Source organism: Pseudoduganella sp. UC29_106 (assembly GCF_044055365.1).
Taxonomy (GTDB): domain Bacteria; phylum Pseudomonadota; class Gammaproteobacteria; order Burkholderiales; family Burkholderiaceae_D; genus Rugamonas.
Map to the genome: position 1 here is coordinate 5,560,822 of NZ_CP171977.1, position 16,402 is coordinate 5,577,223.

General features: G+C 62.8%; 15 protein-coding genes, 1 tRNA gene and 1 pseudogene. 6 read left to right on the top strand and 11 right to left on the bottom strand.

The genetic code is table 11. The annotated features are described in order from the left end of the window. Window positions 1-8: 8 nt before the first annotated feature. The 3 genes and pseudogenes from ACHMW6_RS27840 to ACHMW6_RS27850 all read left to right on the top strand — a co-directional run bounded on the left by ACHMW6_RS27840 (window position 9) and on the right by ACHMW6_RS27850 (window position 2,740). Window positions 9-1,780, top strand: a pseudogene (locus ACHMW6_RS27840) (GspE/PulE family protein). A 61-nt stretch (window positions 1,781-1,841) separates the two neighbouring features. Next, window positions 1,842-1,917 (top strand) — tRNA-Lys (locus ACHMW6_RS27845). Window positions 1,918-2,035: 118 nt separating this feature from the next. Continuing rightward, complete coding sequence (locus ACHMW6_RS27850) at window positions 2,036-2,740, top strand: glutathione S-transferase N-terminal domain-containing protein (protein ID WP_395401784.1); 705 nt, start codon at window positions 2,036-2,038, stop codon at window positions 2,738-2,740. A gap of 3 nt (window positions 2,741-2,743) precedes the next feature. On the opposite strand, the gene ACHMW6_RS27855 is transcribed toward ACHMW6_RS27850, so the two are convergent. The 6 genes from ACHMW6_RS27855 to ACHMW6_RS27880 form a co-directional block, all read right to left on the bottom strand. After that, window positions 2,744-3,355 (bottom strand): NF038129 family PEP-CTERM protein, encoded by a 612-nt coding sequence (locus tag ACHMW6_RS27855; protein WP_395401786.1) that lies wholly within the window; start codon window positions 3,353-3,355, stop codon window positions 2,744-2,746. Window positions 3,356-3,367: 12 nt separating this feature from the next. Further along, window positions 3,368-3,697, bottom strand: coding sequence for a hypothetical protein (locus ACHMW6_RS27860; RefSeq protein WP_395401788.1), 330 nt, complete (start codon window positions 3,695-3,697; stop codon window positions 3,368-3,370). A 2-nt stretch (window positions 3,698-3,699) separates the two neighbouring features. Further along, the gene (locus ACHMW6_RS27865; protein WP_395408729.1) at window positions 3,700-6,828 is read right to left on the bottom strand and encodes a discoidin domain-containing protein; all 3,129 of its coding nucleotides are present in this window, start codon (window positions 6,826-6,828) and stop codon (window positions 3,700-3,702) included. Window positions 6,829-6,869: 41 nt separating this feature from the next. Beyond that, window positions 6,870-8,084: a hypothetical protein gene (locus ACHMW6_RS27870; RefSeq protein WP_395401790.1), complete on the bottom strand. Its 1,215-nt coding sequence runs from the start codon at window positions 8,082-8,084 to the stop codon at window positions 6,870-6,872. 405 nt (window positions 8,085-8,489) lie between these two features. Continuing rightward, complete coding sequence (locus tag ACHMW6_RS27875) at window positions 8,490-8,699, bottom strand: hypothetical protein (RefSeq protein WP_395401792.1); 210 nt, start codon at window positions 8,697-8,699, stop codon at window positions 8,490-8,492. Next, the gene (locus ACHMW6_RS27880) at window positions 8,692-8,889 is read right to left on the bottom strand and encodes a hypothetical protein (RefSeq protein WP_395401794.1); all 198 of its coding nucleotides are present in this window, start codon (window positions 8,887-8,889) and stop codon (window positions 8,692-8,694) included. Before ACHMW6_RS27880 ends, ACHMW6_RS27875 begins: the two co-directional genes overlap by 8 nt. Window positions 8,890-8,982: 93 nt before the next feature. On the opposite strand from ACHMW6_RS27880, the gene ACHMW6_RS27885 reads away from it, so the two are divergent. Further along, window positions 8,983-10,419, top strand: coding sequence for a cytochrome P450 (locus tag ACHMW6_RS27885; RefSeq protein ID WP_395401796.1), 1,437 nt, complete (start codon window positions 8,983-8,985; stop codon window positions 10,417-10,419). On the opposite strand, the gene ACHMW6_RS27890 is transcribed toward ACHMW6_RS27885, so the two are convergent. Further along, window positions 10,373-10,738: a VOC family protein gene (locus ACHMW6_RS27890; protein ID WP_395401797.1), complete on the bottom strand. Its 366-nt coding sequence runs from the start codon at window positions 10,736-10,738 to the stop codon at window positions 10,373-10,375. The genes ACHMW6_RS27885 and ACHMW6_RS27890 overlap by 47 nt on opposite strands. A gap of 74 nt (window positions 10,739-10,812) precedes the next feature. Here ACHMW6_RS27890 and ACHMW6_RS27895 point away from each other — a divergent pair, with 74 nt between their 5' ends. Together ACHMW6_RS27895 and ACHMW6_RS27900 are read left to right on the top strand one after the other, a co-directional pair. Continuing rightward, window positions 10,813-11,109 (top strand): helix-turn-helix domain-containing protein, encoded by a 297-nt coding sequence (locus ACHMW6_RS27895; protein ID WP_395401799.1) that lies wholly within the window; start codon window positions 10,813-10,815, stop codon window positions 11,107-11,109. 81 nt (window positions 11,110-11,190) lie between these two features. Next, window positions 11,191-13,308: a prolyl oligopeptidase family serine peptidase gene (locus tag ACHMW6_RS27900; protein ID WP_395401801.1), complete on the top strand. Its 2,118-nt coding sequence runs from the start codon at window positions 11,191-11,193 to the stop codon at window positions 13,306-13,308. 228 nt (window positions 13,309-13,536) lie between these two features. On the opposite strand, the gene ACHMW6_RS27905 is transcribed toward ACHMW6_RS27900, so the two are convergent. The 4 genes from ACHMW6_RS27905 to ACHMW6_RS27920 form a co-directional block, all read right to left on the bottom strand. Then, on the bottom strand, window positions 13,537-14,835 hold the full coding sequence (locus tag ACHMW6_RS27905; RefSeq protein ID WP_395401803.1) for an MFS transporter: 1,299 nt from the start codon (window positions 14,833-14,835) through the stop codon (window positions 13,537-13,539). An 88-nt stretch (window positions 14,836-14,923) separates the two neighbouring features. After that, complete coding sequence (locus tag ACHMW6_RS27910; protein ID WP_395401805.1) at window positions 14,924-15,619, bottom strand: BON domain-containing protein; 696 nt, start codon at window positions 15,617-15,619, stop codon at window positions 14,924-14,926. A gap of 87 nt (window positions 15,620-15,706) precedes the next feature. Next, window positions 15,707-16,201, bottom strand: coding sequence for a hypothetical protein (locus tag ACHMW6_RS27915; RefSeq protein ID WP_395401807.1), 495 nt, complete (start codon window positions 16,199-16,201; stop codon window positions 15,707-15,709). Continuing rightward, window positions 16,113-16,391, bottom strand: a complete 279-nt coding sequence (locus ACHMW6_RS27920; RefSeq protein WP_395401809.1) for a hypothetical protein — start codon at window positions 16,389-16,391, stop codon at window positions 16,113-16,115. The genes ACHMW6_RS27915 and ACHMW6_RS27920 overlap by 89 nt, the downstream gene beginning before the upstream one ends. Window positions 16,392-16,402 lie beyond the last annotated feature (11 nt).

The following is a 16,402-nucleotide window of genomic DNA, read 5'->3' on the forward strand; positions in this document are numbered from 1 at the left end:
GGATGCAAATGACCAAGGCACTCGATCTTCAACAAATCTTCACCTGGCTGCTGGCCGATGGCGTGGTCGAGAAAGCCGAAGTGAAGGCGCACTACGCGCAGGCGCAGGGCATCCTGCGCAACACGCCCGGGTCCATGCACCCGCTGAGTGCCGTCGCCCACTGCAAGCTGACCAGCGCGAAGACCGGCAAGCTGCTGACGCTCGATGCGCTGACCGAGTGGCTGGCCGACCGCTGCAAGCTTCCCCTTCTACCGCATCGATCCGCTGAAGATCGACTTCACCAAGGTGGCGGACGTGATGTCCGCCAGCTATGCGGCACGCTTCAATATCCTGCCGGTCGAAATCGAACCTGGACACGCTGGTCGTGGCCACCGCCGATCCTTTCGCGCTGGACTGGGAAGCGGAAATCTCGAAGATCTCGCGCCGCGTGATCAGGCGCGTGATCGCCAATCCGCTCGATATAGCGCAATACACCTCGCAATTCTTCTCGCTGGCCAAGTCGATCAAGAAGGCCAACAAGTCCACCGGCCAGGATGTCGCGCTGCGCAACAACTTCGAGCAACTGGTCGAAATGGGCAAGTCCAACAAGCAGGTGGACGCCAACGACCAGCACGTGATCAATATCGTCGACTGGCTGTGGCAGTACGCCTTCGAGCAGCGCGCCTCCGATATCCACCTCGAGCCGAAACGCGACCTCGGCACCATCCGCTTCCGCATCGATGGCGTGCTGCACCAGGTTTACCAGGTGCCCGCCGTGGTGATGATCGCGATGACAGCGCGTATCAAGCTGCTGGGCCGCATGGACGTGATCGAGAAGCGCCGCCCGCAGGATGGCCGCATCAAGACTCGCACCGCCGGCGGCCAGGAAGTCGAACTGCGCCTGTCCACCCTGCCAACGGCCTTCGGCGAGAAGCTGGTGATGCGTATCTTCGATCCGGACGTGGTCGTGAAGACCCTGCCGGAACTGGGCTTCCCGGCCGATGATGCGGCGCGCTGGGATTCGCTGACCAACCGCCCGCACGGCATCATCCTCGTCACCGGCCCCACCGGCTCGGGCAAGACCACCACGCTCTACACGACTTTGAAAGCGCTGGCGACTTCCGAAGTGAATGTCTGCACGGTGGAAGACCCGATCGAGATGGTCGAGTCGTCGTTCAACCAGATGCAGGTGCAGCCAGGCATCGACCTCACCTTCGCCGACGGCGTGCGCGCCCTGATGCGCCAGGACCCGGACATCATCATGGTCGGCGAGATCCGCGACCTCGCTACCGCCGAAATGGCGATCCAGGCCGCGCTGACCGGTCACCTGGTGCTGTCCACGCTGCACACCAACGATGCGCCGTCCGCCGTGATGCGGCTGCTGGAGCTGGGCGTGCCCTACTACCTCCTGGAAGCAACGCTGATCGGCATCATGGCGCAGCGCCTGGTGCGTACGCTGTGCCCTGACTGCAAGGCGCCCGATGACAGCAGCATTCCGGACGACATCTGGTCCAGCCTGGGCGGACAATGGAACATCCCCAAGCCGGAAAAGGTCTACCGTCCCGTGGGCTGCCCGGAATGCCGCCAGACCGGCTACCGCGGCCGCACCGGCATCTACGAGCTGCTGACTGTCACCGAACCTTTCACCCAGCTGGTGGAAGAAGAGACCGATATCTCCGCGCTGCGCAAGCAGGCTGCCGCCGACGGCATGAAGCCCCTGCGCATCGCGGGCGCCTACAAGATCCACGACGGCGTGACCACGGTGGAAGAAGTGTTGAAGGTCACGGCCGCCATGGCCTGAGATTTTTTTCAAAAGTCTCTTGGCAGACTTGAATCGTCCTGTATATAATACGGCCTCTTTCGGGTCGTTAGCTCAGCTGGTAGAGCAGCGGACTTTTAATCCGTTGGTCGCAGGTTCGAATCCCGCACGGCCTACCACGAATAGATCAGAAAAGCCAACCGCTCGCGGTTGGCTTTTTTGTTTTCGGGACCTGTTCTGCAAGCGGGACGGGATTCGAGCACAATACGGGCATTGTCAACGCATAAAGACCGCCCGATGAGCAAACTTTCCGACTTCCCCGTCACCGCCAAATGGCCCGCGCAGCACCCGGAACTGCTGCAACTGTATTCGCTGCCGACACCGAATGGCGTGAAGGTATCGATCATGCTGGAAGAAACCGGCCTGCCTTACGAGCCGCACCTGGTCAGCTTCGACAGCAACGACCAGATGTCGCGCGCTTTCCTTTCGCTGAACCCGAACAACAAGATCCCCGCGATCGTCGACCCGAATGGGCCGGACGGCAAGCCGCTGCCCCTGTTCGAGTCCGGCGCGATCCTGCTTTATCTCGCCGAGAAGACCGGCCAGCTGATGCCGAAGGATGCCGCGGGCCGCTACGAAACGATCCAGTGGCTGATGTTCCAGATGGGCGGCATCGGCCCCATGTTCGGCCAGGTTGGCTTCTTCCACAAGTTCGCCGGCAAGGACTACGAAGACAAGCGCCCGCGCGACCGCTACATTGCGGAAGCGAAGCGCCTGCTGGCCGTCCTTGAGCAGCGCCTGCAAGGCCGCAACTGGATCATGGGCGACCAGTACACCATTGCGGACATCGCCACCTTCCCGTGGGTGCGCAACCTGATCGGCTTCTACGGCGCCGGCGAACTGGTCGAGATCCAGAACTTCCCGAACGTCGTGCGCGTCCTGGATGCCTTCCTTTCCCGTCCTGCCGTCGCGCGCGGCCTGACCATTCCCGGCCGCGGCTGAGGCTTAAGCCGACCGGCGGCGCTGCACCAGGGCTATGCCGAGCAGGCCCACGCCAAGCAGCAGCAGGGCCGTCGGTTCGGGAACAGCGGTCACGGCGGGATCGTTGATATCGCGGCCGATGCTGCCCTCCCCGTTCGCGCTCAGTGCCGGCGTCCACGCGAAGTCGGCCAACGCGCCACTGACTGGGTCGTAGTTGCCCAGCAACGCGAAATTCTCGTCGAACGCCGACACCACGAAATGCGATACGTAGGTGGTCAGCGGATCGTAAGCGCCTGCGAACGTCAGGTCGAAGGACAGCACGCCGCCGAAGTTCACGGCATGGAACAGGTCATTCGACGTGTCGTTGCGGAAGGCGTAGCCGCCGCCGGCCACCGGTGTCACGCCCCATGAATCGATGAAGGCGGAGCTGTCGAACCCGGACAGGTTGGTGATGACGGCAGTCGCCAGCGGCACGCCGGCGCTTGCGCTTAACTGCATGTCGACGTAGCCGCTGGCCGCGCCGAAGCCGGAAGTATCGATGGCCACGTGGATCGTGCCCGCCGCAGCCACGCTGCTGGCCGAAGCCAGCACCAGGGCAAGCGCCAGGCGGCGCATCAGCTTGAAAATATTCTTCATGTGTCGTTTTCCTTAGAAAGTGCCCTTATACACAGCGGGCGTATAGCTCACCAGGCCACGGGACGGATTGGTGAAAGTCAGCGGCACGTTGACCGTGGCGCCCGCGTTCAGCGGCGCGGAGAGCGTGATATACGGCATGCCGCCATCCGTTCCGCTGGCGTTATCCAGCGTCACGCCGCTGGTCAGGCCATTCAGCTTGAGCTGCAGTGGGCCAGTCAGCGCTACGCCGCTGGTATTGGTCACAGTCAGGCTGCCGACATACTTGCCGGCGCTGCGGTTCAGCGTAGCGCCCTGCTGCGTCAACTTCACGCTGCCGCTGACATCGAACGGGCCAATGTTCACGGTCAGCGACTTGGCCTGCTCGGTGTTGCCGACTTGTCCACGCTCCAGTAGCTCACCACGTGCGTGCCCTTGGCGCTCAGTGCAATGCTGTTGCCGCTCTGCTGGCCGCCGCCGTCGACCGTGTAGTAGCTGGTCGCAACGCCGGACGCCGTGTCGCTGGCGGCAAGACTGATCGCCACATCCGAGGTGTACCAGCCGCTGGCCGGCAGCGCGGGGCTCACGGTTGCAGTGGTCACAGGTGCGGTGCCATCCGCCGCCACGCTGCCGTGGAAGCGCACTTCGGACAGGTTGCCGAACCAGGTGCCGCCGTTGAAGATGCGGATGTAGCGATGGGAGCCGCCATTGACGGCCAGCGTCTGCCACTCCAGCGTGGACGCGGCGCCTGCCGTCAGCGTGGTCCACGTCGCATTGTCGTTCGAACCCTGGATCACCGTACCCTTGATGCGGGCGAAGTTGCTGTCCTGGCGCGGCGCCAGTTCAACGCTGCTCAGGCTCGCGTAATTGCCGGCCTTGAAGTCGAAAGTGATGTAGCTGCCGATGCCGGAGTTGCTGCTGCCGATACGGAAGTCCGAGATCGAGCCCAGGTTGGCGTCGAACAGATTGTTCACATTGGTCAGGGTGGTCGCGGCCGGACGGTTCAGGGTCGAATCGATCAGCGTGGCGATGCTGGTCACGTTCTTGATCGTGTCCGCCTCGTCCACCAGGACCAGCGCGGTGCCGTCCGTGGTGGCGCTGTTCGGATAGCCCGTCTTGCCGGCCTGCGTCTTGTAGTTGACGGCGAACGTTACCGGACCTGGCGCCGTGCCTTGCGGCAGGGTCGCCGTCGCCGTGAAGTTGATGTTGTCAGTCGTTGCCACTGTGGCAGCCACACCGGCAATCGTGGCCGCCACATTGTTGATGGCCTCCTTGGCCGTGAACGCCAGCTTGACGGTATTGCCCGGCACGATGCGGGTACGCAGCGCCTGCGCCGACGAGAGCGAAGCGGTGGCAATCATGTTGACCGACTCCGTCACGCCATACATGCGCAGCTCCGACAGATTGCCGAACCAGTTATTGCCGTTGATGACGCGGATATAGCGATAAGGCTGGGTGCTGTTGATCTTCAGCGTCTGCCAGTCCGACGAGCCATTGGCTGCCGGCGAGATGGTGTCCCAGTTGCTGTTGTCGTTGGAGCCCTGCACCACCGTGCCATTGGTGCGCGACGCGTACTGGTCCTGGCGGCCGATCACTTCCACCCGGTTCAGGGTAGCCGTGCCGCCGCCCTTGAAGTCGAAGGCGATCCAGGCGCCGTATCCAGAACCATTGACGCGGAAATCGGTTACCGTGCCGATGTTGCTGTCGTTCAGGGTGTTCAGTTCCGCCAGCATATCGGTCTGGTTCCTGCCGGACGAATCGCTGAGCGCGGCCAGGGTCTTCAGGTCGAGCAGTCCGGTCTGGTCGGACAGGAACAACGACGTGCCATCGGTGGTGAAGATGGTCGGTTCGGCATCCAGGCCAGCCATGGTCTTGTAGTTGATCAGGAACTTGATGGTGCCGGGTACCGCCGTCGCGTTGGCGGTCCAGGTCGCGGTCCAGTTGATATTGTCCGTGGTGGTCACGGTGGCGGCCTGGCCCTGCACCATCACGCTCACGTTATTGATTGTCTCCTTCGCCTTGAACGTCAGCGAAACCGTATTGCCCGGGACGACGCGGTTCTTCAGGCTTTGCGCGGAACTGATCGATACCGACGACAGCTTGTTGACCGTCTCATAGCGGGTACCGAAGATGCGGAACTCGCCCACTTCGAAGATCGCGTAAGTCGGTTCCACCATTTGCATCTTGAAGAAGCGGTAGCGCTGGTTCTTCAGGTCGTCCTGCACCGCAAGGGTTTGCATGTCTTCCGTCACGATGGTCAGGCCAGGCGTCAGGCGGGTCCAGTTCTCGCTGTCGTTGGAGCCGAACAGCGCCACGCCGCCGATCCGCTCGGGGAAGCTGGCGCGCACCTGCAGTTGGAACTGCGAAGCGGACACCTTGAAGTCCGGGCCGAAGTCCATGATGTGGGCCAGGTTCGGAGCGTAGGTGCCGGGCGCGGTGGACCAGGAATACGGCGTGTTATCCAGCAGGTTCGGCACGCCGGTGCCGAAGGTGGAAGAGACGAACATCTTCGCGTAGTTCATGCTGCCGTCGGCCAGCAGCGGCGTCAGTTCCTGCAGGCCCGACACCGCCGCATCAAGCGCGGCAAGTCTGGCCTGGAATTCCGCGTCCGTAGCGCTGGACAGCACGCCCATGATGGCCGCATAGGCCGCGTTATAAGTATCCACGGTCGATACCACATACAGCGTATTCGGCTTGTAGCCGGCAATCACCGTGTTGACGGCAGTCTGGCGGTCGCCCGCCACCGTGATCTTGACGGTCTTGGTGGTCACGGTGCTGCCGTCGGTCGAGGTCACCACGATCAGGTAGACGCCAGCCTGTGCCGCAGTCGGCGCCCACGAGAAGGCACCCGTGGCGGTATCGAAAGTGGCGCCGGCCGGCAGATCGTCGGCCTGGTAGACCAGTGTGTCGCTGGTGTTGGCATCCGTGGCGGCAAAGCTGCGCGTCACCGCCGCGCTGGAACCGGCGTAGGTGACGACGCTGATGTCCGCATCGCCATCGGTGAACACGGGGGCACTCAGCGCTGCGCCATTGATATTGATATTGTCGATGTCCACCTGCGTGCCGGCGCCGCGCACGGTGTAGAAGTTCATGTCGTACAAGCCATGGAAGGCATCGAGGTTGTAGGCCACGTAGCGCCACTGGCCCCTGGTGTCCGGCAGCGCAATGGTGTCGTCAAAGGCATCCAGCATCGCAACGCCGTTGGTGCGGATGCGGAATGCAATCGTCTTCGAACCATTGCCATAGCCGACAATGGCGAATTTGGTGCCGGCCGAAGTGGTATTGAAGCGCACGAATGATGCGCTTTCATCGCTCATCGCAGTCGCGTCACCTTCCAGCACCGTAAAGCGGTCTTCCACTTCACGCAGCGGGTCGACGATGGGCTTCATCAGCAGCTGGCCGCCTTCGGCTTGCGCAGCGGCGGCCGGAATGAACAGCCAGTAATCGCCGCCACCATCGACTCCGTCCCAGTTATAGCTGGTGCGCAGCGCGAACATGCGGCTGAAGTACGGCGCACGCTGCTCGACATCGATGCCTTTCACGTACTTGTAGTAGTAGTACGGCTCCCAGGTGCTGGAGCTGAGGCGGCCCCGATAGCCGGGCGCCAGCTCGCGATAGATGATGGTAGGCACGCCGTTGGCGTCGGTGTGCGCGGCGGTCGGGTCCACGGCGTGTCGTTGCCCAGCATGTAGCGGCCGAAGTAGTCGGCGGCGTCGAGGATCCGGTCATTCAGGAATTCATACGGCCCTACGGCGTTGTTGGCGGTCGATGCGGTGCCGGTTACCGGGTCCACCTTGGTGCCCTGTCCATTGAGCAGGCGCGCCAGGATGCCGGCGTTGGTGATATCGCCGCCGCCGTGCGCCTGGTCGCGGCCCATTTCAACGTGTTGCACCATCGGCGTCACGGCTTCGCCGGTCAGGTCGTTTTTATCGACCAGGCGGAACAAGGCCTTGATGGCGCCGTTCTGGCCCTGGTCCACTGCGGTCCTGTTGACCGTGAACCATTCGACGCCTTCGTTGTAGCGGTCGCGGTTGCCCGTGAAGATATAGCCCGACATCGCGCCCAGCAGCGGATACAGGTGCTGGTTCATGAAATAGGAATTCTTGTGCTGCAGGGTCTCGATGACCGGCGTGATCAGGTTGGTGGTGAACATCGCCGTATCCTGGTCGGTCCATTGCAGCGCCGCCGTCTGGCAGCTGGTGTAGCGCATGATTTCAGCGGCGGCCACCATGCGCGACAGGGGAATGCCCGAGTGGATATGGGCGTCCGTGTAATAGGCGTACTTGGTGGGATCCATCTGCGACCAGATGCGGATCAGGCGCATCGCGTTGGCGCGGTAGGTCTCGTCGCCTGTGATGTAATACAGGATGGCCTGGGTATAGGAGCGCTGCGCATCCGCGATGAATTTCGACTCGACGCCCTGGCTGTTGAAGGCCGTGGTGCCCGGCTTGGTGGGATCGCTGCCCGAGGCGTTGCTGGACGGGACAGTCTTTGACGCATTGGCCGACAGCAGCATCGCATTGAAGTGGGTATTCCACGGTTCCTGCTGCGCCAGCACCTGGGTGCGCACGTTTTCCAGCATGTCCCTGGTCAAGCCGACACCTGGATGCCGGAAGCCGGCTGCGTCCGTGGTTTCAGTGATCGTGGGCTGGTAACTCGTCACCAGCGTCTGGATGGTGTCTGCCGCAATGGCTTGCCCGCACAGCGGCAAGCTCGCTGCCGCCATCAGCAATATGGACCTGAGCCTTCTCATCTGCCTATCCCCTTGTTGTTTTTGAGACTGATCTAACGAAGTGAACGCGCGCACAGGCCCATGCCGGCAAATCGTCGGCTTGAAAAATACTGGCGGCGACAGAAATGAACTACGTCACGCGGACGCGCGCGTTGCTGATGGTTGGCATGTTCGTCTCCTTTTTCGGCATCGCTTCAGCGACACTCGTTATCGATAACAATTTAAGCACAAGAATTTCCCGCGATGTATAGATTTTTTTGATGCGCCCATATGGATGGGGCATAGCTTTTGTAGGGACGCGCGTCAATTCCGTAGGGCGATCCCTACTTCAGGCACTGCGCTCATTCGAAGGATTGGACTACAGGCCGTCAGCGCGGCGGCGGCACGCTAGTAGTGACAATGTGTGAGATTTACCACAGTACCTGCTCAGTTCCAGATGCGGTACATCCAGTAGCTCTCGTCTTCCAGGCCGGCGCGCAGGATTTCGGCGGGGCTGAGACCAGAGATCTGGCGCGACGCTGCGGCCAACGCCTGCTGCGGCGGCCTGTGCGCCGAGGCGGCGCCCCCAGTCGCCCAGGACGCCGTCGAAGGCGCCGCCGCGCACCGCGCGCCAGCGCGGTTCGAGGAATTATTCAAGTGCCGCGATGCGCGCATCGTCGCTTGTCGCGGCGAAGACGTCGCGAGCCATTGCCTGCCAGGATTCGTCCAGCAAATCGTGCAGCGGGCGCACGCATTCCCGCGTGCTGCGCACCACGTGCGCGCGCACGCACGATGCCAGCGACAGCCGCGGTGGCGTCAGGCGAGCGACGGGATCTGGCGTTGACATGCAGCTCATTGTACAAACAGCGCGGCTGCCACCTGCTTGACGGTGTCGCAAATATTCAAGACGGCGGCGCGCGGCAGGCGCAGAATCATCAGCATGAACACCATCACCGACCCAACCATCGCCCCCGCGCCGCGCCAGGTCGCCGACCTGCCCGGCCCTGCTGCCCTGCCGCTGCTGGGCAACACGCTGCAGTTGCGGCCCGGCCGCGTCCATCGCGTTGCCGAGGCGTGGGCGGAGAAATACGGTCCGCTGTACCGGGTAAAGATCCGCAAAGCGCCCATCCTGGTGGTTTCAGATACCGCGCTGGTGCAAGCCATCCTGCGCGACCGTCCGGATGGCTTCCGGCGCCCGGAAATCACCGCGAAGGTAGTGGCGGAAATGGGCGGCGTGCCGGGAGTGTTCCTGGCCGAAGGCGCGGAATGGCGCCGCCAGCGCACAATGGTGATGCAAGCCTTTGCACCGACAGCGATCCGCGCCTACTTCCCCCTGCTGGCCCGGGTGGGACGGCGCCTGCAGAAGCGCTGGCTCGCCGCCGCCCAGCGCAGGGAGCCGATTGCGCTCAACGCGGACCTCAAGCGCTACACGGTGGACATCATCGCCGGCCTGGCCTTCGGCGAAGAAGTCAACACCATCGAACAGGGCGACGACGTGATCCAGCAGCATGTGGAAACTATCATGCGCGGTACCGCGCGACGCTCGCTGATGCCCTACCCTTACTGGCGCCATCTGCGCCTGCCCGCCGACCGCCGCCTGGAGAAAAGCGTGAAAGCCGTGCGAGAGGCCGTCAATGGCTTCATCGCCAAGGCCCGCGCGCGCATGCTGGCCGCGCCGGAGCACCCGCCCCGCAATATGCTGGAAGCCATGCTGGTCGCGGCCGACAAGGAAGGCAGCGGCATCACGCACAATGACGTAATCGGCAACGTGACCACGATGCTGCTGGCCGGCGAAGACACCACCTCCAGCGCCCTCGCCTGGCTGATCTGGCTCCTGTCGCGCAACCCCGATGCACTGTGGCGCGTGACCGAGGAAATCCGCCGTGTCGCGCCGGACGCGGACCAGTTCAGCATCGAGCAGATGGACGCCCTCGACTACCTGGATGCCTGCGCCCACGAAGCCATGCGCCTGAAGCCACCCGCGCCGTTCATTCCGCTGCAGGCCATGCGCACCACGACCATAGGCGATGTGCACCTGCCGGCCGGCGGCCACGTATGGTGCGTGCTGCGCCACGACAGCTTGTCCGAACAGCTCCTGCAACGCGCCCAGGAATTCGATCCCCTGCGCTGGCTGGAGCAGGGCGCCGCGAAGCAGCTCACCATGCCCTTCGGCTCCGGACCGCGCCTGTGCCCCGGCCGCTACCTCTCCCTGCTGGAGATCAAGGTCGCCATGGCCAGCCTGCTAAGCTGCATGGACATCGAATCGGTGACCGGCGCCGCGCACGAGCAGATGGCCTTCGTGATGGCGCCGTCCCCGTTGCGCATGCGCGTCAGGACGACGACAGCACGAACTGGTTCCCGTCCGGATCCTTCATGATCGCGAACTCGCCCCAAGGCTGCTTTTGCGGCGGCGACAGGAACTCCACGCCGCGCGCCGACAGCTGGCGGTAGGTGGCCTGCACATCGTCGCATGCGAGCGAACCGTTGAAGAAGCTGCCGATGCGGTCTTCCTGTCCGTCCGGCGTGAACAGCACGAAGCGCGTTTCGGACGAGCCCACGCGCAGCTCGATCCGGCGCTGCTTCTCGTCGAAAGGCTGGTCGGTTATTACTCGGAAGCCCAGCTTCTCCGTATAGAAAGCCAGTGCGGCGTCCTGGTCACGCGTGGGAATGCTGACAAATTTGATATGGGTGATCATGGTTTCTCCTGAAAGATTGCCCGCATTGTTGCACGCCGGCGGCGCGTGCTATAGTCATGACGACTATACTCATCATGACTACACTGGATCCCTATTTCATCGATGTGCTGATGCCCGACCTGGTCGGCCACGAGCGCTCGCCTGCCGCTTTCGTGATCTATCTCTATCTGTGGCGGCGCATGGAAGGCAGGCGCGCCGTTCAGGCCAGCTACGCGACCATTGCGCTGGATACAGGGCTCTCCCGTATTACGGCGCAGCGGGCCATTGCGCTGCTGCTCCGGCGGCGCCTGCTCAGCGTGGAGAGCGATTCGCCGACGGCGGTGCCGAAATATACGGTTTTGCGGCCGTGGATCGGGCGGATGCCGCGGTAGCCGGTGCTGCGGCGCAGATTGACAGTGGGCAAGGAATTCCTCACTATGAACGATTCTCTTGACTCACCGAAGCTAGTGCCAATGCCCGTCGTAAAACTCTCCAAGCTCACCGCCCTGCTGATCCTGAGCGTCAGCGCCCACTTTGCCTACGCCGCCGACCCGGTGGCCGCTGCAAAGCATGCCATTACCCACGAAGACGTCTGGCTGATGAAGCGCATCGGCGCCCCCGTTCCAAGCCCGGACGGCAAATGGGCCGTGTTTTCCGTCACCGATACCGCTTACGACAACAAGGACCAGTGGAACGATCTGTGGATCAAATCCCTGACCGACGACAGCGCCCCGCGCCGCCTGACCTTCAGCAAGGGCGGCGAATCGTCCGTGAGCTGGTCGCCGGATAGCAAGCACCTGATCTTCGTGGCCAAGCGTGAAGGCGACGAAGCGGGCCAGATCTACCGCATGGACGTGGCCTCCGGCGGTGAAGCGCAGCGCCTGACCACGCTGACGCTTGGCGTGCGCTCGCCGAAATACAGCCCGGACGGCAAACAGATCCTGTTCCTGAGCGATGTCTACCCGGGCAATACCGACGAGGAATCGGTGAAGAAGTCCGCCAAGGAGCGCAAGGACCGCAAATACAATGCGCGCGCCTACGAATCCTTCCCGCCGCGCTACTTCGACAAATGGCTGGATGATAAGAAAGTGCGCATCTTCGTGATGGACGCAAAGGCCGACGCGAAGGCGCGCGACCTGCTGGCCGGCAGCAAGCTGTCCGACCTGCCTGGCTTTGGCGGCAGCCAGGGCGATGAAGGCCAGTCGCTAGACGCGACCTGGGCGCCGGACGGCCAGTCCATCGTGTTCGCCGCGTCGACCAACCGCCACGAGGCAGCGCGGGCATCGAGCTTCACCCAGATCTATCAGTTGCCCCTGCCCGGCGGCGAACCGGTGCAGCTGACGAAAGATACCCATAGCTACAAGGCGCTGCGCTTCTCGCCGGATGCGAAAACCCTGTTCGCGCTGACCGAGGCGGAGGAACCGAACAAGGTCTATGACCTGACCCGCGTGGCAAGCTTCGCCTGGCCATTCACCAATCCACAGCCGAAGATCCTGACCGCATCGCTGGACCGTTCGATCTCGCGCATTGCCCTGCCGTCCGACGGCAAGCGCGTGTTCTACAGCTTCGAACACGCTGGCCTGGAGAAAGTCTATTCGATGAACTACAGCGGCGGCGACCAGCGCGAAGAGCCTTCGCTTCCCACCGGTTCCATCAACTCCCTGAATGCGGGCGGCAAGGCGCTGGTGGGCGTGTGGGAATCCTCGATCAACCCGCCGGAAGTCTATGCCTTCAGCGGCAGCACGCCGAAGCGCCTGACGTCCTTCAACGTGGAGCGCGCAGCCGGCATCGACTGGCAGGCGCCCGAGCACTTCTGGTTCAAGACGCCGGATGGCCGCAACATCCACAATATGATCGTGAAGCCGGCCAACTTCGATCCGAACAAGAAGTATCCGCTGTTCGCCGTGATCCACGGCGGCGCCGCGAGTATGTGGCGCGACCAGTTCGTAATCCGCTGGAACTACCACCTGCTGGCCAAGCCGGGCTACATCGTGCTGCTGACCGACTACAAGGGCTCCACCGGCTATGGCGAAGAGTTCGCGCGCTCGATCCAGTTCGATCCGCTGAAAGGACCGGGGAACGAAGTCAACCAGGCGGTGGACGAAGCGATCAGGAAGTACAGCTTCATCGACGGCACCAAACTTGCCGCCGGCGGCGCTTCCTACGGCGGGCATCTGGCCAACTGGCTGCAGGCCACCACCACGCGCTACAAGGCCATCGTGTCGCACGCCGGCGAGATGGACCTCGTGATGCAGTGGGGGACCAGCGACAGCGTCTATGGACGCGAAGTGAACAGCGGCGGTCCGGTGTGGAGCAATCTGCCCGTGTGGCGCGAACAGAGCCCGATCATGCAGGCCGGGAATCACGAGAAAGGCACCGGCTTCAGGACGCCTATCCTGATCTCCGTCGGCGAGCTGGATTACCGCGTGCCGGTCAACAACGCCCTGATGAACTTCGCCGCCCAGCAGCGACTCAATGTGCCGAGCAAGCTGGTGGTGTTCCCGGATGAGAATCACTGGATTCTCAAGGGGGAGAATAGCCGCTACTTCTACAGCGAAGTGCAGGGGTGGCTGGCGAAGTATCTCCAGTAATTTCCATACGCCGCATGCCGGTCACGGCGGATCAATGATCCGCCCTACAGCCCTTCGGGCCCAAACCGACCGAGTTGCGCATTGTCGGTCATTCGGGCCACGAACCGACCGGGTTGCGCATTGTCGATCCTTCGGGACCAAACCGACCGGGGTGCGTAGGGCGGATCATTGATCCGCCGTGCGTGCGGGCCACGCGCGCGTCCGGCGGCCCGGGACGCGCGCGCATGATTACGCGGCCTTTGCGGAGGCCGGCTCGGCGGAGGCGGCTGCCTGATGGCGTCTGATCGCCATCGCCAGCAGCGCCGCCACAATGCAAGCCGCGCCCGCCGCAAACAAAGCCGGGTTATACGTCAGCATCAAGGTGCGCACGCGCCCCGCGCCAAATGCCGCCACTGCAGCACCCAGCTGGTGTCCCGCGAAAACCCAGCCAAACACCATCCCCGCCCTCTCCTTGCCGAAATGCGTGGCCACCAGGCGCACGGTCGGCGGCACGGTAGCAATCCAGTCCAACCCATAGAACATGGCGAACAGCGACAAACCATACAGCGTGAACTCCGAATACGGCAGCCAGAGCAGCGACAGCCCGCGCAGGCCGTAATACCAGAACAGCAGCTTGCGGTTGTCATAGCGATCGGACAGCCAGCCGGAGCCGATCGTGCCGACCAGGTCGAAGGCGCCCATCATCGCCAGCACCGACGCCGCCGGTACCGGTCCCATGCCCTGGTCGCCGCACAGCGAAATGAAGTGGGTCTGGATCAGGCCATTGGTCGACAGGCCGCAAATGAAAAAGGTCGCGAACAGTAACCAGAAAGCGCCCTTGCCCGCAGCGCTCCGCAGCACTTCAAACGGCGTGGAGAAGCCCACCTTCATCTTCGGCGGCACCGGGACCGGCGCCAGAGCACCAAAAGGCTGCTGCCCAAGTTCCTGCGGACGGTCGCGCATCAGCAGCAGCACCAGCACCGCCACGGTCGCGCAAGCCAGCAGCACCGGCATCAGCGCCATGCGCCAGCCGTAGTGCTCGACCATCCAGGCCCCGATAGGCAGAAACACCAGCTGACCGGTGGCCGACGCAGCGGTCAGCATGCCGACCACCAGCCCGCGCCGCGCCTCGAACCAGCGGTTGGACACCACGGCCGTCAGCACCAGCGCCGTCAGGCCCGATCCCACGCCCAGCATCACGCCCCACAGCGCCACCAGGTGCCAGAACTCGGACATCTGCGTCGCCAGCAGCATGCCGCCGGACACCAGCGTCAGCGCCGTCACGACGATATTGCGCATGCCAAAGCGCTCGATCAGGATGGCGGCAAACGGTCCGATCAGGCCGAACAAGGCAAAGCGCACGGCCAGAGCGGACGACACCTGGTCCACATTCCAGCCGAACTCCTTGCTCAGTGGCTGGATCAGCGCGCCCGGCAGGCCGAGCGCGGCCGACGAAGTGAGGCCGGTAAGGAAAGTCAGAATGACGATGACCCAGGCGTAATGCATGCCGCGGCGCTCTGTCCAACCGGCTAAGTGTTGCGCGAACATGGGGAGCTCCATTTAAATTATGAACGTCATTTATTCTACCAAAAGAAAGGCCAGCATGCGCTGGCCCTGAAAACTGGCGAACAGCTTCTTATTTCTTAACCTGGATGGAAGATTTCACATCCCTCACGTCTTTCACTGCGCGGGCGATTTCAACAGCCTTGTCAGCCTCGGCCTTGCTGGGCACGAAGCCGCTCAGCATCACCACGCCATTCTGGGTTTCCACGTGCACATCCATGGCTTTCACCAGCGGGTCGGCAGCCATTTCAGCTTTGACCTTGGTGGTGATCATGGTGTCCGACATGGCAGCGGAAGCGTCAGCGGATTTCTCGCGGGTCGCGGCAGCCACATTGGAGCCGGTGTCGCGGGCGTTGTCAGCGATGGCGCCAGTGGTGGTATGGTCGCCGCGGGCAGCCAGCGTGCGCTCATAAGTTGCCTTGGCCTCGGCCTTGCAGGCAGACTTCGCGTTGCCGCTCTGGTCGTCGCAACGTTCCTTGGCCAGGTCATACTGGGCCTCGGCCACTTTATGCTCGGAGCGCGACACATCGCTCGGCGTGTTTTTGTACTTCTGGGTGATGTCCAGCTGAGCCTGGGCGAGGGCCACCTTGGCCTCTTCCTTGCAGACATCTTCTGCATTGCCCTTCAGGCTCTTGCATTTATCTTTCGCTACCTTATAGTCGGACTCTGCCTTGTCCCAGGCGGACTTATAGGCAGTGCGGTCGACATTCTGTGCCAGCGCACAAGTACTGATCAGTGCTGCGGCCGACAGGAAAACAACTCTCTTCATGATTGGTCCCCTTTAGGATGGTTAGCATGGAGCATTACACTCCTAAAGAGGGCTTCGTTCTGTGCGCGACCGTACGCTGTAAGAGCTTTACTGTTCCTGCTGCAATCCCTGCTGCCACAGACGGGCCGCCTGTTCGAAAGTGTTTTGTTCGCTGGCGAACACAGCGCCCTTGCCCGCCAGCTGCAACCAGGCGCCTGTGCTGTGCGAGCCATGGCTGACCGGCTGTCGCACATCGCTCAGCCAGTTGTAGACATAGGCATATTCTTGCGGATGGGTGCGCTGTACCCAGGCCAGCGCAACGAGGTCGGAATAGCCTTCTTCGCGGCGCGTCTCGCGCAGCTGGCGCGAGATCGCTTCCAGTTCGGGATTGTCGAGCTTTTCATGCGCGCCTTCCACGAAGCCGGCCGGCAATTCATGCCAACTGCCCTGCGCGTAGCGCCAGCAGTGGCCGACTTCATGCGCCGTCATCGCCTCGATCAGCAGGGCCTGTCGCTCAGCCGGGACATTGTTCAGCACCGCTTCCGCATCCGGGTTGCCGCGCATCGTCAGCACCAGTTTGCAGCGGCCATCCTTGAAGCCCATGGCCAGCGGCACGTCGTTCGGGACCGGCCTGCGGCTGCACCACGATATCGATGGGCAGCTTGAGTTCCTTGGCATACGCCAGCACCGGCGCACCTGCTTTCAGCCAGCGCGTTTCCGTCTCCGTCAGTTGGGCAGCATGGGCTGTACAGGCGGCAATTGTGAGCAGGATGGAAAGGCTGAGCTTACTCATGAAGGACTCCG